We start from the raw sequence: 21,843 nt of genomic DNA, 5'->3' as shown, positions 1-21,843 counted from the left end.
GCCGAGAACCGTCTGCGTGTCTTCATGCTGGATCGTCCTTTTCATCGGTCGATCCACCTTATGCCCCTGTCTCGGAAACCGGGACCACCTCAGATGTTGCGGACGCCAGCCGTGAACGAGGTCTGCTCGTTGAAGCGATATTCGGCGTTTATGTTGGCGAGCCCAAATCCCGGAACCCGGAAGAAGGCCAATTCCCTGTTGTTTGTCGACCAGCGATGGCTGGAAAGCTCGATGCTGGGCGTGACGGTGAGCGCTTCAACCGGGGTCCAGTGTGCGTAGAGATAGGCGACGTGCTCGGGGCGGCCCACAGGCTTGAGATCTGGCCGGCCGGGATCTTCATACTTGCTCTTCAGGTAGGTGTAGTTGCCGCCTAGCGTAAGTTCGGGAAGAACATCCCACTCACCCGATACCTCGAAGCCGTAATAGGTCGCCTTTCCGATATTCTGGAACTGGCTGAATTGACCCGTTTCTCCGGGCGGGGTGGCGATTCTCACAGATTGGATGGCATCTCCGACATCACTGTAAAAGATGGCGCCGCCAATGCGGGCACGTCCATCGAGAATTGCGCCAGTGCCGCCGATCTCATAATTGGTGGCGCGCTCCGGCCCCAGGTCGGGGTTCGGAAGATTTGTATTGAAGCGTGTGCTGTAGCGCTCGAACAGGTTCGGGAAGCGGGTGCGCGACGAAATGCTGGCGTGGAATTCCGTTTCGGCGTTTGGTCGCCAGATGGCCGCCGTCTGCCAGTTCAGGGCGTGGTTGCTGAACAACGGATATTCCCCCAAGGTGCTTCCGTCGAAATTTTCAGCGCGCTTCGTGTCATACCAGTCGTAGCTGACGCCTCCCACCAGATCTATCGTGTCGGTCGCATGGAAGGTGTTTTCGGCAGCTATGGACCAGGTGTCTTCAATCCGGCGTTGCAGCGGGGAGATGTCGGGCGTTCCAGCCGCGCCCGGATTGCGATGGTTCCAGCGCCTGTGGACGTCCTTGCGGAAATGCAGGGCGGCTTTCAGCGTATTCATGGGGATCAGCTCGGTTCCCCCTTCCATACTGAAGCCATAGGCATAGTCGTTGTAATAGCTGTTTTCCCCGCTGCCGGCCTGCGACGTGAACGTGCTGTCGTCGTACATGGCCAGCAGATTGTCGAAGGTATTGTAGTAGACCTTGGTTTTCACATAGGAATCGTCGCCGACCTGTGTGTGCGAATTGAAGGATGTCGATGCGATGTCCCACTCTGGCCATTTCCAGTTCTGTTGGGAACCAAGAGCCTGCCGGACATTGTACGGTGCGCCCTTGCTGCCTTCCTGACGCGTATAGCTGATCACGTATTCGTCTGTTTCGTTCGGTGTGAAACCGAATTTCACATTTCCGCGCCAGTCGTTGACATCGCTGAAGTCGCGCTTGCCCGACTCCTGCGTGGGCGTTCCGCCGAAATAGCTGGGTTCATAGTTGCGCGAGAGGAACCATCCATCGCTGTCGCGGATTGCGCCGCTGGCCTGAAGATAGAACATCTCCTGTTTCGTGCCTACCGAGCCGGACAGGGTGTAACCCGCCATGTCACCGGTGTTGCCAAGATCGAAGCCGGCGCGGACTTCGCCTTCCAGTTCCCTGGTGGGCTTGCGCGTGACCAGATTGATTGCCCCGCCCATGCCGCCCGGTCCGTCAAGCACCGACACATACCCTTTGTGGATCTGGATCTCTGCAAGGTCAGGCGTCAGAAAGCGACCGTAGTCCAGCCTGTTGTCAGCCGGCAGGTAGATGCGCACGCCGTCGATCGACAAGGGCGCCTGCCAACGGTCGAAGCCGCGTATATAGACCATGCGCTCGTTGCGCTGGCCGCCGAAATTCGAGGATTCGACACCCGGAACAGTGCGCAATGCGTCATCCAGCGTGTTGCGGTTCTGGCCGCGTATATCCTCGGCGGAAACCACGCTTTGCGAGACCGCCTGACCGCTGGTCCCGCCAATTTGCCGATCGCCGTAGACGTTGATGCGCCCCAGAACGAAGACGTCCTCATCGGCCTTTTTGGCGCGAGGTTTCTTGTCCTTTTCATTAAGCCGGGCCTCGGAAATCTCATTTTCCGCTGTCTGCGCCAGACCGTTCTGGGCGGACAGGATGGTGGCTAGCGCCGTCGTCGCTAACCCAATCAGGATATATCGCAATTTTATTCCCCCAAACTAACAAAAACTATGGCCATGATTTCATGGGAAATTCTATTTAATGGAATCGATCTGTTATATTCATAAAAACATATCGAGAGCTGACGCAAGGGTATTTGACTGCGCCGCATGAAACGGCGGATTTTCGTCGGCGAAACCATTGCGAGTGGAAAGACGTTTCTCTATATCGATAGCATCCTACTTAATAGGAGTGCATTCAAATGGACGCTGGCGAACTGTTCGCCGTCGAACTGGCTCGTGTGAGCCGGCAATGGCGCAAGCGCATCGATGAGAGGCTGCGCCATCTTGATCTCACGCAGGCGCGGTGGATGGTGCTTTTGCACCTTTCCCGGATGGGTGCGCCGGTATCACAGCGCGAGCTGGCGGACATCATCGGCGTCGAGGGGCCCACATTGGTGCGCGTTCTCGACAATCTCGAACGGCAAGCTCTTGTCCAGCGTCGTGCTTGCGAGGCCGACAGGCGCGTCAAGCTGATCGAGCTGGCCGAAGGAGCGGGGCCGGTGATTGCCGAGATCGGCCGCATTGCAGCCGGCCTGCGACAGGAATTGTTGGAAGGCGTGCCTGCCGAAGAATTGGAACGGGCGCGCGAGCTTTTGAAAATCATTGCAGATCGTTTGGAGTCAGGCGTCCGTGGATAAGGTTGTGGAACTGCGCAAGGACAAAGATGTGGCGGAGGCCGGACACAAGGCGACGCCGACCGTTCCGCCGGCCGCGCCACCGGGAAGGGCTCGCGGGCGGATCGGTGGGGGCAGGGCAAAGCTGGGCCTGCTGATCGTGGCGCTGGTTGCGGCGACGCTGGTGGCGTGGCCATGGCTGTCGCACCGTTGGACCCATGTCGCAATCAACGATTCGCGCATCGCAGCCAACCTGGTCACGGTCGGCAGCGAGGTCAGCGGTCGCGTCGCCTCCATCGATGTGATTGCAGGCGATCAGGTGAAGAAGGGCGACCTGCTCGCCTCGATCGACAGCGAGAACGCCAAACTCGAACTTGCCGCGCTCGATGCGCAGATTGGCGGCGTGAGCGCCCAGCAGGCGCAGTTGCGTGCGCAGCAGGATATGGTGCGCACCCAGGTGGTGGCGAAGCTGGCCGCTGGCGAAGCGCAACTGACCGCGGCCGAAGCCAATCATCGCGCCAGCGAAGCTGGTCTCGTGAACGCCCACAGCCGTTTCGAACGCGTGAACCGGCTCGCCAGCAGCAAGGTCACATCCGAGCAGGTGCTGGAAGAGGCGCAGGCGGCGCTCTCCACCGCCACGGAGCAGGAAAAATCGGCGGCGGCCGCCATATCCGCCGCCAAGGCCAATCTGGACGTCGCAAAGGCCGACGAAGCACAGATTGCCGTGCTTGACCGCCAGATCGCCGTTCTGGAAAGCCAGAAGGCGGCGCTGGCGGCCGAGCGCGGCCAGAAGGAAGTCGATCTGCGCAAGCGAGAGATACGGGCCGGCTTCGATGGCGTCATCGACAGCACCTTTATCGAGGCGGGCGAATATGTCGGGCCCGGCACGCGGCTTCTCATCTACCATGATCCGAACGTGATCTGGGTGGATGCGAACGTGAAGGAGACCGATTTCGCGCGGCTGAAGCTCGGCGCGCCGGCTGCCGTCACCGTCGACGCCTACCCGCAGCTCAAGGTCGAGGGCAAGGTGACCCGCATTGGCGAAGCGGCGACCAGCCAGTTTGCGCTGCTGCCGAGCCCGAACCCGAGCGGCAATTTCACCAAGATTACCCAGCGCCTGCCGATCCGGATCGAGATCGACCAGCGGGACGGGCTGTTGCGGCCGGGCATGATGGTGGAAGTGAGCGTCGATGTCGTCAATTGAAGGTCTTTTTGACCGCTATGGGCCTTCCTACCGGTGGTTCGCCACCGGTACGGTGATGGTCGCGACGATTGCGGTTGTGCTTTCAACGACCATCGTCAACGTCGCCATTCCGGATGTCATGGGTGCGTTCGGCATCAGCCAGGTGCAGGCGCAATGGCTCTCCACAGGCTTTCTCGCGGCCATGACGGCAACCATGCTGGTGACCGATTGGGCCGATCGGGCCTTTGGCCAGCGCGCCACGATGGTGGGAGCGCTGGTCATCTTCATGGCGGGATCGGTGCTGGGGGGCATCGCGCCGAACGAGACCGTGCTGACGATTGCGCGCGTCATTCAGGGGGCGGCCGCGGGCGTGGTGCAGCCGCTTGCGATGATCCTTCTCTTCCAGGTCTTTCCGCCAGACCAGCGCGGCGCGGCCATGGGAATTTTCGGCATCGGCGTGGTGCTTGCGCCGGCCCTCGGGCCGTGGATCGGCGGTCTGCTGATCGACGCCTTCACCTGGCGCTACGTCTTCTATCTGGGCATTCCGTTCGCCATTGTAGGCATCTTGCTGGCCAATCTTTTTCTGCCGGGGCGAAAAGATGGCGGCCCGCGTCCCGCCTTCGACTGGGGCGGCATGGTGTTGCTGTGCATGTTCCTCGCAACGCTGCTCAATGCGCTGACCAATGCCCAGCGCCTCGGCTGGTCGTCGGACCCGATCCTGTTTCAGTTCGCCATTGCCGTGGCGGCGCTGGCCGGCTTCATCTGGTGGGAAATGACGACGGGCAAGCCCATGCTGGATCTTCGCTTGTTCGCCAACCTGCCTTTTTCCTCAGCCTCGCTGGTCGCCTTCATCATGGGTGCAGGCCTTTTCGGCTCGACCTACCTGGTGCCGCTTTTTGTGCAGACGATTCAGGGGCTTACCCCGACGCAGGCCGGCCTGATGCTGATGCCCTCCGGGTTCGTTCTGGTGGTGATCTTCCCCATTGCGGGGCGGCTGTCGGACAAGGTGCCCGCCGGTTACCTGATCGGGGCGGGAATGTTGATCTTCGCGTGGTCGTCATGGCTGACGGCGTCGGTCAGCGTCGACACCGCCTTCTGGACCCTTGCCTGGTGGACCGTGATTTCCCGGATCGGGCTTGGCCTGCTTTTCCCGTCGCTGACCGCCGGCTCCCTGAAGGTGCTGCCGCGCGAACTGGTGGCGCAGGGATCGGGCGCGATCAATTTCATCCGCCAGCTTGGCGGCGCTTTTGGCGTCAATCTTCTGGCGGTCTTTCTGGAACGCCGCACCGTCTACCATTCCGACGCGTTGACGGCGACGCAGACGAGCCACAACCCCGCCACCATGGATTTGCTCCAGACCGTCGCAGGTTTGGCGAAGGCCAGCGGTCTGCCGGACTATCAGCAACTTCCGGCCGCGATACAGTTTCTGGGGCAGGTCATCGCCATTCAGGCCAACACGCTGGCATTCCACGATGGCTTCCTGATCGTTACGCTGGTGTTTCTGATCGCGCTGGTCCCGACATGGATGTTGCATCGCGCGCATCGCAAGCCCCGCGGCATTTAACTTCCCGATCCTGATAGGAAACGGCGTGGCCCGATTTGAGCCGGCAGGTTCGCCCGATAGCTCGTCGGAGGAAAGATTCTGTTTCAAATTGGCGCAATATCGCATGGCATGAGATATGCGTCGCCTGCTATGCCGGCCTTGCCGGCGGCCCGATGCAGAGAGGGCCGGCTGTCGGGGTGGTTGGGCTTGGGCACCCCGGCAGTCACACATCACAGCCCGTGCGTCCAGTTGGATGCACGGGCTCTGACACTTTGATCGAGCATTGGAATAATCCGACAAACCGCGCAGACTGTTTGGTCCGACGCTTCGACAAACGATATCTGCTGCCGCCTCGCAGCAATCATTTGTTAACCATAGCGACCTAATCAATTCAGGCAGATAAACTGAATTCGGACGGGTCGATGTCAATTTCCCGCAGAGGTTTTATTATTGGGCTGCCATTGTTTATGGCCGGGTGCACGACCTCCCAATATGCCAACTACGGAGCCATCCAGGGCGAGCGCTTTCCGCTGCCGGCGATACCTGCATCCGAGATCAAGCCGGAATTGCGCCGCACCGAGGTCGCCTATAGCGGCGGCGAGTCTGCCGGGACCATCGTGGTGAATACGCCGGAGCGCCGGCTGTATTACGTCCTCGGCAACGGCCGGGCGATCCGCTACGGCATCGGGGTCGGCCGTGAAGGTCTGGCGCTGCGGGGCAATGCAACCGTCGGCCGAACGGCCGAATGGCCGAGCTGGACACCGACAGCGAACATGATGCGCCGCGATCCCCGTAACCGGCGATATGCCGGCGGTGTGCCGGGCGGACCGAACAACCCCCTGGGCGCGCGAGCGCTGTATCTCTACAGGGATGGGCGCGATACGATGTTCCGTATCCACGGCACCAATCAGCCTGGCACCATCGGCAAGGCGGTTTCCAGCGGCTGCATCCGCATGCTCAATCACGACGTGATCGATCTTTACGCGCGCGTCCAGCCGGGTACGAAAGTGGTCGTCATCCAGGCTTGATTACATGCCTTGAACGAGCCGAACCCTGCGTGAGGCGAAGGCGTGGCTTACAGCGCCCAGCTCGCATCGCGTTTGAGTGAGCGCCTTGATTCATAAAGATGAATTGAAATTCTCGGGATTTTTCAACTGGTCGGAGTGGCAGGATTTGAACCTGCGACCCCATCGTCCCGAACGATGTGCGCTACCAGGCTGCGCTACACTCCGTGACCAGTGGCCGGGCTTATAGCGCTGCGATTTCAATCCTGCAAGCGTCAAAGGCACGACAACTTGCGGGTTTGTGACGATTGTTTGTGCAAGAGGCGAGAAGGTGAGAGGATAACCCCCTTTAAAGGCTTTGCTGCTAGGCAAACTGGCAGGATTGCATATGAAGGTGCGGGGAGCCTCTCAAGTGAAGCTGACCATTGTGGAGCAGGCGCGGCCGAACACGTTCGAGTTCGAGACCGCGGCGTTGATCAGGCCTACCGGTTTTCGCGAATATGACGCGCGCTGGTGGTTCGGCCGTCCGGGCTCAGAAAAGGAACCGGAACTGAACCTCATCGGCGTGCAGGCGCTGGGCATGGGGCTGGCCACGCTGATCCGGCGCATGGGCATCGGCCCCGAGATCGTGACGGGGCACGATTTCCGGGAGTATTCCCTGGGGATCAAGCTGGCGCTGGTTTCGGGCCTGATGGCGGCGGGCGCGAAGGTGAAGGATATTGGCCTCGCCCTTTCGCCCATGGCCTATTTCGCGCAGTTCGCGCTCGACACGCCTTCAGTCGCCATGGTGACCGCCTCGCATAATGAAAACGGCTGGACCGGCGTAAAGATGGGCGCCCAGCGCCCGCTGACCTTCGGCCCGGACGAGATGACGGCGCTGAAGAACATCGTTCTGGGCGGCGACTTCGATCTCGTCGGCGGCGGGTCCTACGAATTCGTGGGAGGCTTTCGCGAGACCTATCTCGATGATCTGGTCGAGGGCAAGGCGATCGGTCGCAAGCTCAAGGTGGTGGCGGCCTGCGGCAATGGCACCGCCGGGGCGTTCGCGCCCGAAGCGCTTGAGCGCATCGGCTGCGAGGTGATACCGCTCGATGTGGAACTGGATCACAGCTTCCCGCGCTACAATCCGAATCCGGAAGACATGCAGATGCTGCATGCTATCCGCGACAAGGTGCTGGAGACGGGGGCCGATGTCGGCCTCGGCTTCGATGGCGATGGCGACCGCTGCGGCGTGGTCGACAATGAAGGCAATGAGATCTTCGCCGACAAGGTGGGCGTGATGCTGGCGCGCGACATTTCGCGGCTGCATCCGGGTTCGACCTTTGTCGTCGACGTGAAATCGACCGGCCTGTTCAAGACCGATCCGCAATTGCAGGCGCAAGGGGCTACCACGGATTACTGGAAGACCGGTCATTCCTACATCAAGCGGCGGGTGGCCGAACTCGGGGCCATCGCCGGCTTTGAGAAATCCGGCCATTTCTTCTTCAACCCGCCGATCGGGCGCGGCTATGACGACGGGCTGGTGACGGCGATTGCCGTGTGCGGCATGCTCGACCGCAATCCGGACAACACGATGGCCGATCTCTATCGCGAACTGCCGGTCACCTATGGCACGCCGACCATGTCGCCGCATTGCGACGACGAACTGAAATACGGTGTGGTCGAGCGCGTGCTGGCCGATTTCGAGCGCATGAAGGCCGCCGGCGAGCGCTTCGCCGGGCAGGAAATCGTCGATCTGGTAACGGTGAACGGCGTGCGCGTGGTGGCTGGGGACGGCACCTGGGGGCTGATCCGCGCTTCGTCCAACAAGCCGGAACTGGTCGTCGTGGTGGAAAGCCCGATCTCCTCGGAGCGGCGGCGCGAGATGTTCGAGGCGCTGGACGCCGTGCTGCGGCGCAGCCCGGAAGTCGGCCCCTATAACCAGACTTTCTGAGTGACATCATGAGCGAACGCATTGCCTGTTTCGTGATGAGCGGCGGCGTGGGTTCGCGGCTCTGGCCGCTCTCGCGCGAGGACAATCCCAAGCAGTTCCATGACCTGTCGGGCGATGGCTCGATGCTCGCCAAGACGTTGCGCCGCATGACGGGGCGCACTGCCGGTGCTGCTCCGGTATTCCTGATCGCGTCCGAACGCCATTCCGGGCGGGTGCATGCCGACATAAATAGCATCGACCTTGCCGGAGGCGGGGTGTTGTTCGAACCGGTGGGGCGCAATACGGCAGCCGCCGTGGCGCTGGCCACGCTGCGCACGCTGGCCGACTTCGGCGACAGTCTGGTGCTGGTGGTTCCGTCCGATCACGAGATTTCCACCACGGCGCAATTCTGGCAGACCGTGGAGCAGGGCGTTGCGGCGGCGAGCGAGGGGCGGCTGGTGGTGTTCGGCATTCGCCCCGACCAGCCCGAGACCGGCTATGGCTATATCGAGGTTGGCGCGGAAAATGGCGGCGTGTTCGACGTCTCCCGCTTCGTGGAGAAACCCGATGTCGAAACGGCGCAGAAATATGTCGCGGCGGGCAACTATTACTGGAACGCCGGCATCTTCCTGTTTCGCGCAAGTGTGATGCGCGATGCGTTTTTGCACTTCCAGCCAGAGATCTGGGGGGCGACGGAAAAGGCGTTTGCGGCGGCCACGAGCGATCTCTCCGGCCTCTACATGCCGGAAGAGCTTTATGCCGCTATTCCCTCCGATTCCATCGACTATGCGGTGATGGAGCGCGCCGGGCATATCGCCATGGTGCAGGCTGGTTTCCGCTGGAACGATCTCGGCTCCTGGCAGTCGCTGCTCGACGTCGGTCCTTCCGATGAGAACGGCAATGTCATCATCGGCGATGTCGTCGCCATCGATTGCCAGAATTCCTATATCCGCAGCCATGGACGGCTTCTGTCGGCGGTCGGGTTGAACGGTACGGCGGTCGTCGCCACCGCCGATGCGACCTTCGTGGCCCCGGTGTCGCACAGCCAGAATGTGCGCAAGGTGGTGCAGCAGCTTGAAAAGAGCGGCCGGCTGGAAACACGCTTCACGCCCTCGCATGATCGCGTGGTGGAAAGCGGCGCTTGGCGCGGGCGGGTGCGGCACTGGCTGTTCGAGGAAGCGCTGCCGCTATGGTCCACGGTTGGCGTGGACGAAGTTCATGGTGGGTTCCATGAAGCGCTGGGCCTCGATGCCGTGCCGCTGGCCAGACCCAAGCGCATGCGCACCATGGCGCGACAGGTCTATGGCTTCGCCGTGGCGAAAGCGCGCGGCTGGGACGGTCCGGCCGACCGGCTGATCTCCCACGGTCTGGAATTCATGTCGCGCGGCCGCACGGATCGCGGCGGCTGGGCGCGCACCTTCAATGTCGACGGCTCGGTGAGCGATGCGACGGAAGACGCCTACGACCATTCCTGCGTTCTGCTGGCGCTGGCGCATGCTCATATGTGCGGCAATGCGGATGCGTTGAAGCTTGGCCGGGAGACTTTCGCTTTCCTTGACGAGCATCTGGAGGACAGCAGTCTTGCCGGTTTTCTCGAAGCGCCGGAAGGCGGCAGCCTGCGCCGCTCCAACCCGCATATGCATTTGCTGGAAGCGTTTCTAGCCTGGCATGAGGCGACGGGCGACCGCACCTATCTGCGCCGCGCCGCCCGCATCGTCGATCTCTTCCGCAGCTATTTCTTCGATGCCGAAAGCTGGACGGTCGGCGAATATTTCCAGGACGGCTGGGCTCCGGCGGCGGAGGGCAAGGGGGACTGGACCGAGCCCGGTCATCATTTCGAATGGGCGTCCCTGCTGATCGATTTCGCCAACCGCAGCGGTCAGAAAAGCCTGACCGTCTATGCCCGCAAGCTCTACGCCTCCGCCGTAGCAAACGGCCTCAACCGGGCGACCGGGCTAGCCTATGGCGCGGTGTCGAAACAGGGCATGCCGCTCGATCGGGTGTCGCGGAGCTGGCCTCAGACGGAGGCGATCAAGGCTTCGATCGCGCTGGACAGGGCCGATGGACCCGATCTCAAACCCGAGGTCGAGGCGCGCGTGGGCCGCCTTTTCCGCTGGCATATCGATCCCGCGCCTGTCGGACTGTGGGTCGACCGTATCGATGAGCGCGGCCGGTCGGTGGCGGGCGAGGTGCCGGCCTCGATCTTCTACCACCTCGTCTACGCGCTGATGCAGTATCTCGACGCGACGGACGAGAGAGCTCAGTAAGGGCTGTCGACGTCGCCGGTCTCCACATAGACCGACTTGATCTGCGAATAGTGTTGGAGTGCGGCCAGCGAATTCTCGCGGCCGATTCCGGACTGCTTGTAGCCGCCGAATGGCATCTCGACCGGGGTGAGATTGTAGGCGTTGATCCAGCAGGTTCCGGCCTGCAACTCGCCGATGACACGATGGGCGCGTGCCATGTCGCGGGTGAAGACGCCGGCGGCGAGGCCGAATTCGGTGCCATTGGCGCGGTCTATCGCCTCGCTCTCATCCTCGAAGGCCAGCACGCTCATTACCGGGCCGAAAATCTCTTCCCGCGCGATGCGCATGTCGTCGGTCACGCCGGTGAAGACGGTCGGCTCCACGAAGAACCCGCCATCGAAGCCTTGCAGGGCGGGAACATTGCCGCCGCAGGCGAGTGTCGCGCCTTCCTGCTTGCCCGCTTCGATATAGGACAGCACGCGCTCATGCTGTGCCTTGTTGACCAGCGGCCCCATCTGGGTTTCGGGATCGAGCGGATCGCCGATGCGGATTTTCTTGGTGCGCTCGGCGAGACGCTCGACGAAACGGTCGTGCAGGCCCTTCTGGACAAACACGCGGGTGCCGTTGGAGCAGACCTGTCCGGTGGAATAGAAATTGCCGAGCATCGCGCCGCCGATGGCGTTTTCGAGATCGGCATCGTCAAAGACGATGAGCGGCGACTTGCCACCAAGTTCCATCGTGGCGTGTTTCATCTCCGCCCCGGCCTGCGCCAGAACCCGTTTGCCGGTGGCGACGGAGCCGGTGACCGAAACCTTGGCGATGGAAGAATGGCCAACCAGCGCCGACCCCACTTCGCCATAGCCCTGCACCACGTTGAACAATCCGTCCGGCAGGCCGGCCTCGGAATAGATTTCCGCCAGCGCCAGCGCCGAAAGCGGTGTGTTCTCGGATGGCTTGAAGACCATCGCGTTGCCCATGGCGAGCGCCGGGGCCGATTTCCAGCCGGCGATCTGGATGGGATAGTTCCATGCGCCGATGCCGACGCAGACGCCGAGCGGCTCGCGCCGCGTATAGGCGAAGGGGCCGCCGAGATCGATGAACTCACCGTTGAAGCTAGCGACGGCGCCGGCGAAATATTCGAGGCAATCGGCGGCGGAAGGCGCGTCGGCAACCAGCGTTTCCTGAATGGCCTTGCCGGTGTCGAGCGTTTCGAGCCGCGCCAGCGCCTCGTTGCGTTCGCGCAATATGTCGGCGGCGCGGCGCAGGATGCGGCCGCGCTCCACCGGCTTGATGCGCGCCCATTCGACCTGGGCGGCGCGCGCGGACTCGATCGCCAGTTCGATGATGTTGGGCGTGGCCGCATGCAGTGTTGCGATGCGCTCGCCCGTCGCCGGATAGATGACCGCGATCTCCGTGCCGCGATCGTCGTCGATATAGCGTCCATTGACATAGTGGGAGGCGGTTGGCTGGGCGCGCATCATGGGGGCTCCGGAAACTTCTATCGGATCGGGCAGGTGGGGCGGATCATGCTTTATCTGTCCGACTCTTGCCAGCGCGGATTGATCCATGGTTCCTGATTGGACGGTGGCAGCGGTGTGCGGCCCAGAATATGGTCGGCGGCCTTCTCGCCGGTCATGATCGAAGGTCCGTTGAGATTGCCGTTGGTGATGCGCGGAAAGATCGAAGAATCCGCCACCCGCAAGCCTTCCACGCCGATAACCCGGCATTCGGGGTCCACCACGCTCATAGGATCGTCGGCGCGACCCATGCGACAGGTGCCGCAAGGGTGCAGCGCGCTTTCGGCGTGCTCGCGAATGAAGACGTCGAGCTCATCGTCGCTCTGCACATCCTCGCCGGGAGAAATCTCCCTGCCGCGATAGGGATCGAAAGCCGCTTGCGAGAAGATTTCGCGGGTGAGGCGGATGCAGTGGCGGAATTCCAGCCAGTCGTCGGGGTGTGACATGTAGTTGAAGCGGATGACCGGCTTGTCCCATGCATTGGGCGAACGCAACGTGACCGAGCCGCGCGATTTAGAGCGCATCGGACCGACATGGGCCTGGAAGCCATGCGTGTCGGCCACCGCCTTGCCGTCATAGCGCACGGCGGCGGGAATGAAATGATACTGGATGTCGGGATAGTCGATGCCGGGCGCGGAACGCAGGAAGGCCGCCGCCTCGAAATGGTTGGTGGCTCCAAGCCCGCTCTTGAACAGAAGCCACCGCGCCCCGATCAACGCCTTGGAGAAGGGGTTCAGCACGGAGTTCAGCGTGATTGGCTGGGTCGATTCCTGCTGGATGTAGAGTTCGAGATGATCCTGAAGATTGGCGCCGACGCCCGGCCGGTCCGCCACCACGGCGATGCCGTTGTCCTGCAGGTGCCGGGCGGGACCGACGCCCGACAGCATCAGGATTTTGGGCGAGTTGATCGAGGAGGCGGCGACGATCACCTCACGTCGCGCCTTAACGACCTGAATCTTTCCGCGAGCTTCGATCTCGACGCCGGTTGCGCGTTGATTCTCGATCACGACTTTTCGCGCGAAGCCGCTGACAAGGCGAACGTTTTTCCGTTTCAGGGCAGGGCGAAGATAGGCGTTGGCGGTGGACCAGCGGCGGCCGCCATGGATGGTCTGCTCCATCGGCCCGAAGCCTTCCTGTTTTGAGCCGTTGTAGTCCCGGGTCAGTTCGAAGCCCGCCTGCCTGCCTGCCTTGATGAAGGCGGCGTAGAGCGGGTTTTCGCGCTTGCCGCGCTGGACATGCAAGGGCCCGTCAACGCCCCGCCAGCCTTCCTCGCCGCCATGCGAGTGTTCCATGCGCTTGAAGTAGGGCAGCACATGCGCATAGCCCCAGCCGGTCGCGCCTTCCTCGGCCCAATGGTCGAAATCACGGGCGTGGCCGCGCACATAGACCATGCCGTTGATGGAGGAGGAGCCGCCCAGAACCTTGCCGCGCGGCGTGGCCAGAACGCGTCCGCCCAGATGCGCCTCAGGCTCGCTGGCGAACCCCCAGTCGTAGCGCGACATGCCGAGCGGGATCGACAGGGCGGACGGCATCTGGATCAGCGGGCCGTAATCGGTGCCGCCATACTCGATGACGATGACCGAATGCCTGCCATCCTCGGAAAGCCGGTAGGCCATGGCCGAGCCGGCGGAGCCGGAGCCGATGATGACGAAATCTGCCTCATGCATGGCTATTCACCTCGCGGAAACCGTTTCTGTTCCTCCAGAACGTTGAGGTCCATGTGGTTGCGCATGTAGCGCTCGGAAGCTTGTCTGAGCGGCTGGAAATCCCATGGAAAATAAGAGCCGTTGCGTAGCGCCGGATAGACGACCCAGCGCCGCGCCTGGCTCTCGCGCACGGCGGCGTCGAAGGCGGGCATATCCCAGCGGGCGCGGACTTTTTCCATAAATCCGGCGACCAGAGACTCATGTTGAGGGTCGGCCGCAATGTTGTTGGCTTCCAGCGGATCCGATTCCAGATCAAACAGTTGCGGCGGGTCGATCTCGCAATGCACGAACTTGTATTTGCCCTCGCGGATGGCGACCAGCGGGGCGTAGGAGCCTTCGGCTGCATATTCCATCAGCACGGGTTCGGTGCGCGCGCCGCCTTGCAGGAGCGGCTTGAGCGATTGCCCGTCCGTCCATGGCATGATGCCGGAAATGTCGATGCCGGCGAGATCGCAAAGCGTCGGGCAGATGTCGAGGTTGGAGACGGGGGTGTCGATACGGGCCGGGGCGACGCCGTGTCCGGCGATCATCAGCGGCACGCGGGCCGAGCCCTCGAGGAAGCTCATCTTGAACCACAGGCCGCGCTCGCCCAGCATGTCGCCATGGTCGGAGCAGAACAGGATGACGGTGTCGTCCAGCATGCGGGTGCGTTCGAGCACGTCGAGCAGTTCACCCACCTTGTCGTCAATATAGGAGATGTTGGCGAAGTAACCCTGGCGCGAGCGGCGCACCTGCTCCGGTGTGATGTCGAAGCTCGCATAGTCGCTGGCCAGATAGAGGCGCTGCGAATGCGGGTCGTGCTCCTCACAGGGGATGAAGCCGACTTCCGGCTCCAGTTGCGGGCAGCCCTCGTAGAGGTCCCAGTACTGGCGGCGTGCGACATAGGGGTCGTGCGGATGGGTGAAGGAGACCGTCAGGCACCAGGGGCGGCGGCCGGCCACGTCGGACTGGCGCGAGAGGTCGTAGAGTTTCTGGCCGGCGAGGAAGGCGACCTCGTCGTCATATTCCATCTGGTTGGTGATCTCGGCGACGCCCGCCCCGGTGACGGAGCCCAGATTGTGATACCACCAGTCGATGCGCTCGCCGGGCTTGCGGTAGTCCGGCGTCCAGCCGAAATCGGCCGGATAGATATCGGTGGTCAGCCGATCCTCGAAGCCATGCAACTGGTCCGGCCCGACGAAATGCATCTTGCCCGACAGGCAGGTGTAGTAGCCAGCGGCGCGCAAATGATGGGCGAAGGTGGGGATCGAGGAGGCGAACTCGGCGGCGTTGTCATAGACGCCCGTGCGTGATGGAAGCTGGCCGCTCATGAAGGAGGCCCGGGCGGGGGAGCAAAGCGGAGAGGCGGTGTAATTGTTGCGGAAGCGGGCCGACCGCGCCGCCAGCGCCTTCAGATTGGGCGTGTGCAAAAAGCTGGCCGGACCGTCCGGGAACAGGGGTCCCGCAAGTTGGTCGACCATCAGGATGAGGACGTTCGGACGAGCGCTCATGGTGCGTTGGCCTGCCTTTCGAGTTTCGCGTCGACATAATCTTCCACAAGCGATGTGGCGCTTGCCGGGTTTGGGAGGCCATCGCGCAAGGCGCGGCGGATGTAGAGCCCGTCGATCAGGGCCGCGATGGCCTCGGCCATGCGTTCAGCTTCCGGGCGCGAGGTGAGCGGCAGGAGCCCGCTCATCAGGTTGGAGTGCAGCCGCCGCGCATAGACGCGCAGCAACCGTCGCAGCAGCGGCGAGTTCTGGGCCTCGACATAGAAGGCGAGCCAGGCATGCACGGTTTCTTCCCGAAACTGGCCGGCGTTGAAATTGACGGTGATGACTGCCGACACCCGTTCGCGCGGCGTGGCCGCCCCGCGCAAGGCGGAAACGGTGTCGCGGCCCAGATCGGCAAGCAATTGTCGCATCGTGGCCTGCAAAAGTTCTTCCTTCGGGCCGAAATAGTGATGCGCCAGCGCGGAAGATACGCCAGCCCGCCCGGCAATCTCCGCCACGGTGACGTTGAGCGTGCCGCGTTCGCCGATGGTGGAGATGGTCGCGTCGATCAGCGCCTTGCGGCGCAGCGGCTCCATACCGATTTTTGGCATTTCGAATTCTCCTTGCGGCGATGGTATTTTTAATTGACTGATCAATCAACAAAATAGTCGTTCTCCTGTTGGGCGATAGGGATCGGCTTGAGCAGAACCGTATTTGGCGGCTATGTCTCTGTCCAAGATCGCCGATCGCTGAGGACTGAACAGACATGACGAATCCGGTTTTGGTTGAGGTGCTTCGCGGCGCTGTGGTGGAAAGCCTGCATCGTGGCGCTGTCGCCGTCTGCGATGGGGAGGGCAAGCTGGTCTGGGAAATTGGCGATACGGCGAAGCCTGTTTTCCCGCGTTCTGCGGTGAAGGCCATACAGGCGCTGCCGCTGGTGGAAAGCGGCGCGGCTGACGCTTACGGCTTCGGAGACCGCGAACTGGCGCTGGCATGCGCCTCGCATTCAGGCGAACCGGAGCATGTCGAGACGGCGCGGTCGATGCTCGCAAGGGCGGGACTGGACGAGACGGCGCTGGAATGTGGCGTCCACTGGCCGGGCAATCATGCGGCGACCATAGCGCTGGCGCGCAGCGGCGGCGTGCCGAACGCCTTGCACAACAACTGCTCCGGCAAGCATGCGGGCTTTCTGTGCGCCTGTCGCCATTCCGGGGTGGCGCATCGCGGTTACGTGGCTGCCGGACATGAATTGCAGGATATGGTGCGCGACGCCATGGAAGCGGTGACGGGCGCGGCCCATGACGCGGACCACTGCGGCGTTGATGGCTGCTCGATACCCACCTATGCCGTGCCGCTGCGCAGCTTCGCCGCCGGATTTGCAAGAATGGCGACAGGTACGGGATTGGGGCCGGTGAGGGCGAATGCGGCGCGTCGCCTCCTTTCGGCCTGCATGGCCGAACCGTTCATGGTGTCCGGCACAGGCTGCGCCGACGAGCGGCTGATGAAGGCCGCGCCCGGCCGCATCTTCGTCAAGATGGGGGCGGAAGGTGTCTACTGCGCGGCCATTCCGCAACTGGGCCTCGGGATCGCGCTGAAATGCGATGATGGCGCAATACGTGCCGCCGAAATCACCATTGCCGGTGTGCTGGCGAAGCTGCTGGCGAAAGATGAGGACCTGGCCGGAAATTTGCACGGGCAGGCGATACAGCCGATACTAAGCCGCAACGGCGTGAAGGTGGGCGAAATGAGACCGGGAGGAGCATTGGTCGAGCAGCTATGAGCAGGGCCTTTACGAGAGAGGAAGATAACGAGAATGCGGCGTCGGCGCTTGGCGAACGCCCGGTGAGCCCGCATCGCAATCTCGTCACGCGAAGCGGCCTTGCGATGATCGAGGCCGAACTCGCGCGGCTGCGTGAGGAAATGGCGGACGTGGAGTCGGATGAAGATCGTGAGCGCGTGGCGCTGATGGCGCGCGACTTGCGTTACTGGACCGCGCGGCGCGAAAGTGCCGAACTGTCCTTACCGGAAGCGGATTCGGATGTCGTGCGCTTCGGCATGACGGTTTCGCTGGAGGATGAAGACAGCAAGACGGCCCGGTGGAGGATCGTGGGCGAGGATGAAGCCGAACCGGCGAAAGGCTCGATCTCGCACGTCTCGCCCATGGCGCAGGCCTTGTTCGGCCGCAAGGTCGGTGACCTTGTGACCGTCAACGCTCGCGAGTGGGAGATCGTGGCGCTGACGGCGGACGCCTGAAGATCCGGCATTTCGTCATGTGCGGCAGGATCGTGGAAAGGCGGCCGCGCCAGCTTTGTCGCTTTGGCTCGCTGCGTTGCGAGCAGAATTATAATCGATGAGGGTCAGGGCGCGTCGCCAGCCACGGCGTCCATTCCCAGCGGGTGCAGCGCCTCGCAGAAGACGACCCCATCGGTTGGGGCGGAATGGCGCTCCGCCGCAAGGGTCGGGACCGTGCCTTCCGCATTCGCACGGGTCGCGCGCTTGCCCGCGCCGGCCTGCAATCGCTGTCGGGCGGAGGCCCTGACGCGGGACTGAATGTGCCCGGCCCTGAGGCTTGGCAAAATACCGCCCTCCTGCTCTATGCGCTGGAATTCCGCCCATCCCTGCTCTGCAAGGTTATTGGTAAGCACGTTGATGTCGTCGGAGGTTTCGACGTCGTGATGCGTCATCATCATCTGGATGTCGAGAGCGACGCGCCGGGCGGATTCCTCCGGCAGGCCATGCCCGATGGTGTGCGGCAGAACTGCTATTGAATCCGCGCCGCCGGCAACCGCACCCGAACAGGCGGCGGCGTTGCGGGCGACGTTTCCGGTGAGATCGTCTCGTTCGACAATGCGCATCGAGGTTTCGGCATGGATCGCGGCGGGCGCAGGCGCGATCATGAAATTTTCCTGCAAGCGGGTCCACAGAACGCGCAACGCTTTGATTTTGGCGGCCGACAGCGCAACGTCGTCATCCACGCCCAGCGCAAAGCCGATATGTGGCGCGGCATAGACCAGCGCCTGCCGCGCTTCCTCGAAAAGCCGCAGATGCCCGGCTGCCGAGGCAAGCATCGCGCCAAGCTCCTGAGCCTCGCTGGCGCCTGCGTTGTGCAGCACGCGCCCGTCTGCTTCCAGCAGGATGCCCGGAAGGTCCATGGCGAAGAAATGCGCCAGCGATTGCGGCATCGACGCCTGCAAGGCTTCGATGCTCATGCGCAGGCGACCGGTGCCGGCGAAGGTCGCCGCCGGATCGATGCCGAAGGAAAGGTTGAGACGCCCGGGGTCGACCTTGCCACGACTGAGCAGGCTCACCAGCCAGTCGGCCATGGCGCGGCTGGCGGGATGCACGTCTATTCTGAGATAGATCCGATCCAGCGGCACGCCTTCCAGCACCTGCTCCAGAGCCTCGGCCGTGCCGGGCAGGCCGTAGCCAAAAGCGTTGGGCGCGCCGTCGAACAAGAGCGCCAGCCCTGTCGCGCCATTGGCGAGATCTTCGGCGATCTGGGCGCGGGCGCGTTCGACATCCGGATCGTCGATGCGCTGGCACGCGATCCAACGCCTCGAACCGGCGCCGCCGTCGTGGCGAGCCTCGCCGCCAAGCACCCTTTCGGCGAAGGCACGCCACCGCTTCTCCTGGCCGTGGCGATCTGCTGCTGTATCGGTCAAGAATTTATTCCTCTGCTGCACCCCCGCGGCCACGCATTGGCCGGATCCCGCGCAGTGTACGGTCCCTGCTTCTCTACCGCAATGCAACAGATGGAGGAGGAGGAAGAAGATGCATCTTTGAATTTGCCCGCTGCCTTACTATACCGGAAGGTGGCCAGTAAGCTCTGGACCATTCGGGATTGCGGAGAACTGATGATGGCAGGTGACGACAGCATTTTCCTTGGCGCAAGCCGCAAGCCTGACGATAGTTATCAGGAGGCGGAGACCCTTCTGCTGCGCTACGGCAACCGGCACGGACTGGTCACAGGGGCGACCGGCACCGGCAAGACGGTAACCTTGCAGATATTGGCCGAGGGCTTCTCCAACGCCGGCGTTCCGGTGTTCTGCGCCGACATCAAGGGCGATCTCTCCGGCATCTCCATGATGGGTGAGGCCAAGGATTTTCTGCTGAAAAGGGCTGAGGAAATTCACCTCGATCCGTATGAGTTCCAGGAATTCCCGGTGATCTTCTGGGACCTGTTCGGAGAGCAGGGCCATCCCATCCGCGCGACCATTTCGGAGATGGGGCCGCTGCTGCTGTCGCGGCTGATGAACCTCACCGAGGCGCAGGAAGGCGTGATGAACATCGCTTTTCGTATCGCCGATGAGGAAGGCCTGCTTCTGCTCGACATGAAGGATCTGCAGGCGTTGCTTTCCAATCTTGCCGAACGGGCCGCCGAGATCGGCGCTCGCTATGGCAATGTCACCAGGCAGTCGGTGGGCGCGATCCAGCGCTCGCTGCTGGTGCTGGAGCAGCAGGGCGGCGACAATTTCTTCGGCGAACCGGCGTTGCGCATCGCCGAATTGATGCGCACAACGCGCGACGGGCGCGGCGCTATCAACGTGCTGGCCGCCGACAAGCTGATGATGAATCCGCGCCTCTATGCGACCTTCCTGCTGTGGCTGATGTCGGAGCTGTTCGAGGTGCTGCCCGAGGTAGGCGATCCTGACAAGCCGAAGCTGGTCTTCTTCTTCGATGAGGCGCATCTTTTGTTCGATGGTGCGCCGAAGGCTTTGGTCGACCGTGTCGAGCAGGTCGTGCGTTTGATCCGCTCCAAGGGCGTCGGCGTCTACTTCGTGACGCAGAACCCGCTCGACGTGCCGGAGACGGTGCTGGCCCAGTTGGGCAACCGCATCCAGCACGCATTGCGCGCCTATACGCCGCGCGAGCAGAAGGCGGTGAAGACGGCGGCCGACACGTTCCGGCCCAACCCGGATTTCGATTGCGCCACGGCGATCACCCAGCTTGGCACCGGCGAGGCGCTGGTTTCCACATTGGAGAACAAGGGCGTTCCGTCGATGGTGCAGCGGACGCTCATCCGCCCGCCATCCTCCCGGCTCGGACCGGTGACGCCGCAGGAACGGCAGAAGATCATGGCGATGAGCCCGGTGGCCGGTCAGTACGACCAGCCGATCGATCGCGAATCCGCCTTTGAAATTCTCCAGAAGCGCGCGCTGGAAGCACAGGCCACCCAGCAGCAGGCGCAGCCCCCGGCGCAGACCGGCAGCGGGACGGGTTGGACGCTGCCCGATTTCGGCAATGCTCCCGCGCCAACCACCCGCACCCGCGGAACCGCCGCGCCACGGCCATCCAATCGCCAGACCGTGACGGAAGCCGCGATCAAGTCGGTGGTCCGTTCGGTCGGATCTTCCGTAGGGCGCGCGCTCGTGCGCGGCATTCTCGGCAGCCTGAGTCGAAAATAGCAGTTTGCGACGCAATTCAAAAAAAGGCGGCGCTCCATGCGCCGCCTTTTTATTGAAGCGTTCAGCCTGCCGTCAGAGCCACGAACGGCTGACGCGACCGAGCAGGGTGGAGTCTTCCGGCACACCCGCATCGACAGGCACGCCGCCCGGATCGTGGCTGGCAACCCGCGCGCCAAGCCCGCTTGTGACGAGAATGGGCGTCTTGCCGGGAACGCGGCTGTGGAGGTCGATGATATCCTGGTTCATCAGGCGCACGCAGCCTGACGAGATCGACTTGCCGATTGAATGCCATTCCGGCGAACCGTGGATACGGTAGAGCGTGTCTTCATTGTTCTGGAAGATATAGAGAGCGCGCGCGCCAAGCGGGTTCATCAGGCCGGGCGGCATTCCGCCATTGCGCACGCTGTATTTTTCCAGTTCCGGCTGACGGGCGATCATCTCATCCGGAGGCGTCCACTTCGGCCATTCGCGCTTGTACTGGACGACCGCGCGTCCCGCCCACTCGAAACCGGCCCGGCCGAGACCGACGCCGTAGCGTATGGCCTCGCCATTTTCACGGACGAGATAGAGGAAGTGTTCGGAGGTGTCGACGACAATGGTGCCGGGGCGCTCCCCGGTCGGATCGCGCACGATCTGGCGCAGGAATTTCGCATCGATCTTGCGGTAGGGGACCGCGGGAACCTCGTAGCCGCCGTCGAATACGGGGCCATACATGATGTCGTAGCTGCCGAGCTCGGGCTGGGCTTGCGGTTCCGGGGGGGCAAGCGGAACGGACGGGCCCGTAGTGGTGCAGGCCGATACGGTAGCTGCCGCTGCGCCCATCGCCGCCATATTGAGGAAACGACGCCTTGTCAGCAGGACGGGAGATGAATCTGTTGCCATAAGCTGCGGTCTCGATCTTTCTTACTGTTCATATCGGCGCGCCCTCGGCGGCGTCGCCTCTCCCGACCGGGCCGATAGGTAGCGCCGAATCTGGCCGCAGGGAGGATAAATAAAGGCGAACATGTGACTAAGGTTCCACTGTTGCCGATCGGCAACGGGTTGTCCGAACCTAACCAGCGCTGCTG

The 21,843-nt window shown here is 62.7% G+C and carries 16 protein-coding genes and 1 tRNA gene; 9 read left to right on the top strand and 8 right to left on the bottom strand.

The genetic code is table 11. The features are described from left to right. Nucleotides 1-89 precede the first annotated feature (89 nt). Complete coding sequence (locus ABID44_RS14975; protein ID WP_354152512.1) at nt 90-2,159, bottom strand: TonB-dependent receptor plug domain-containing protein; 2,070 nt, start codon at nt 2,157-2,159, stop codon at nt 90-92. Nucleotides 2,160-2,377: 218 nt separating this feature from the next. Between ABID44_RS14975 and slyA the strand changes: the two genes are divergently transcribed. From slyA to ABID44_RS14955, 4 genes are all read left to right on the top strand, one after another. Next, nucleotides 2,378-2,815 carry a transcriptional regulator SlyA gene (gene slyA / locus ABID44_RS14970; protein ID WP_354152511.1) on the top strand — a complete coding sequence of 146 codons (438 nt, stop codon included), beginning with the start codon at nt 2,378-2,380 and terminating at the stop codon, nt 2,813-2,815. After that, nucleotides 2,808-3,995: an HlyD family secretion protein gene (locus tag ABID44_RS14965; protein ID WP_354152510.1), complete on the top strand. Its 1,188-nt coding sequence runs from the start codon at nt 2,808-2,810 to the stop codon at nt 3,993-3,995. Before slyA ends, ABID44_RS14965 begins: the two co-directional genes overlap by 8 nt. Further along, complete coding sequence (locus ABID44_RS14960; RefSeq protein WP_354152509.1) at nt 3,982-5,538, top strand: DHA2 family efflux MFS transporter permease subunit; 1,557 nt, start codon at nt 3,982-3,984, stop codon at nt 5,536-5,538. Before ABID44_RS14965 ends, ABID44_RS14960 begins: the two co-directional genes overlap by 14 nt. 401 nt (nt 5,539-5,939) lie before the next feature. Further along, entirely contained in the window at nt 5,940-6,545 is a 606-nt protein-coding gene (locus ABID44_RS14955; RefSeq protein WP_354152508.1) for a L,D-transpeptidase, read from the top strand. A gap of 127 nt (nt 6,546-6,672) precedes the next feature. Here ABID44_RS14955 and ABID44_RS14950 read toward each other — a convergent pair. Continuing rightward, nucleotides 6,673-6,749: transfer RNA gene (locus ABID44_RS14950), tRNA-Pro, on the bottom strand. Nucleotides 6,750-6,933: 184 nt separating this feature from the next. Between ABID44_RS14950 and ABID44_RS14945 the strand changes: the two genes are divergently transcribed. Both ABID44_RS14945 and ABID44_RS14940 read left to right on the top strand, forming a co-directional pair. After that, a complete protein-coding gene (locus tag ABID44_RS14945; RefSeq protein ID WP_354152507.1) occupies nt 6,934-8,454 on the top strand; it encodes a phosphomannomutase/phosphoglucomutase in 1,521 nt (506 codons plus the stop codon). Between the two features lie 8 nt (nt 8,455-8,462). Next, nucleotides 8,463-10,700 carry a mannose-1-phosphate guanylyltransferase/mannose-6-phosphate isomerase gene (locus tag ABID44_RS14940; protein ID WP_354152506.1) on the top strand — a complete coding sequence of 746 codons (2,238 nt, stop codon included), beginning with the start codon at nt 8,463-8,465 and terminating at the stop codon, nt 10,698-10,700. Here the strand turns inward: ABID44_RS14940 and betB are convergent. Genes betB through betI form a run of 4 tightly spaced genes read right to left on the bottom strand, consistent with a single transcriptional unit; the run spans nt 10,694 to nt 15,982 of the window. Further along, nucleotides 10,694-12,157: a betaine-aldehyde dehydrogenase gene (gene betB, locus ABID44_RS14935; protein WP_354152520.1), complete on the bottom strand. Its 1,464-nt coding sequence runs from the start codon at nt 12,155-12,157 to the stop codon at nt 10,694-10,696. The two genes, ABID44_RS14940 and betB, sit on opposite strands and share 7 nt — an antisense overlap. Before the next feature lie 53 nt (nt 12,158-12,210). After that, nucleotides 12,211-13,863 carry a choline dehydrogenase gene (gene betA, locus ABID44_RS14930; RefSeq protein WP_354152505.1) on the bottom strand — a complete coding sequence of 551 codons (1,653 nt, stop codon included), beginning with the start codon at nt 13,861-13,863 and terminating at the stop codon, nt 12,211-12,213. A 2-nt stretch (nt 13,864-13,865) separates the two neighbouring features. Then, nucleotides 13,866-15,392: a choline-sulfatase gene (gene betC / locus ABID44_RS14925; protein ID WP_354152504.1), complete on the bottom strand. Its 1,527-nt coding sequence runs from the start codon at nt 15,390-15,392 to the stop codon at nt 13,866-13,868. Then, on the bottom strand, nt 15,389-15,982 hold the full coding sequence (gene betI, locus ABID44_RS14920) for a choline-binding transcriptional repressor BetI (protein WP_354152503.1): 594 nt from the start codon (nt 15,980-15,982) through the stop codon (nt 15,389-15,391). The genes betC and betI overlap by 4 nt, the downstream gene beginning before the upstream one ends. Before the next feature lie 155 nt (nt 15,983-16,137). Here betI and ABID44_RS14915 point away from each other — a divergent pair, with 155 nt between their 5' ends. Further along, complete coding sequence (locus ABID44_RS14915) at nt 16,138-17,151, top strand: asparaginase (RefSeq protein ID WP_354152502.1); 1,014 nt, start codon at nt 16,138-16,140, stop codon at nt 17,149-17,151. Further along, entirely contained in the window at nt 17,148-17,624 is a 477-nt protein-coding gene (gene greA / locus ABID44_RS14910) for a transcription elongation factor GreA (RefSeq protein ID WP_354152501.1), read from the top strand. Before ABID44_RS14915 ends, greA begins: the two co-directional genes overlap by 4 nt. A gap of 104 nt (nt 17,625-17,728) precedes the next feature. Here greA and ABID44_RS14905 read toward each other — a convergent pair whose 3' ends face one another. Next, entirely contained in the window at nt 17,729-19,033 is a 1,305-nt protein-coding gene (locus ABID44_RS14905; RefSeq protein ID WP_354152500.1) for a methylmalonyl-CoA mutase family protein, read from the bottom strand. A gap of 195 nt (nt 19,034-19,228) precedes the next feature. Here ABID44_RS14905 and ABID44_RS14900 point away from each other — a divergent pair, with 195 nt between their 5' ends. Further along, nucleotides 19,229-20,776 carry a helicase HerA-like C-terminal domain-containing protein gene (locus ABID44_RS14900; RefSeq protein ID WP_354152519.1) on the top strand — a complete coding sequence of 516 codons (1,548 nt, stop codon included), beginning with the start codon at nt 19,229-19,231 and terminating at the stop codon, nt 20,774-20,776. 72 nt (nt 20,777-20,848) lie between these two features. On the opposite strand, the gene ABID44_RS14895 is transcribed toward ABID44_RS14900, so the two are convergent. Continuing rightward, nucleotides 20,849-21,658 (bottom strand): L,D-transpeptidase, encoded by an 810-nt coding sequence (locus ABID44_RS14895; RefSeq protein ID WP_354152499.1) that lies wholly within the window; start codon nt 21,656-21,658, stop codon nt 20,849-20,851. Nucleotides 21,659-21,843 lie beyond the last annotated feature (185 nt).

Source organism: Aquamicrobium ahrensii (genome assembly GCF_040545755.1).
GTDB lineage: Bacteria > Pseudomonadota > Alphaproteobacteria > Rhizobiales > Rhizobiaceae > Mesorhizobium > Mesorhizobium ahrensii.
The sequence above is the reverse complement of the archived record's forward strand: the minus strand, read 5'-3'. Positions and strand labels throughout refer to the sequence as shown.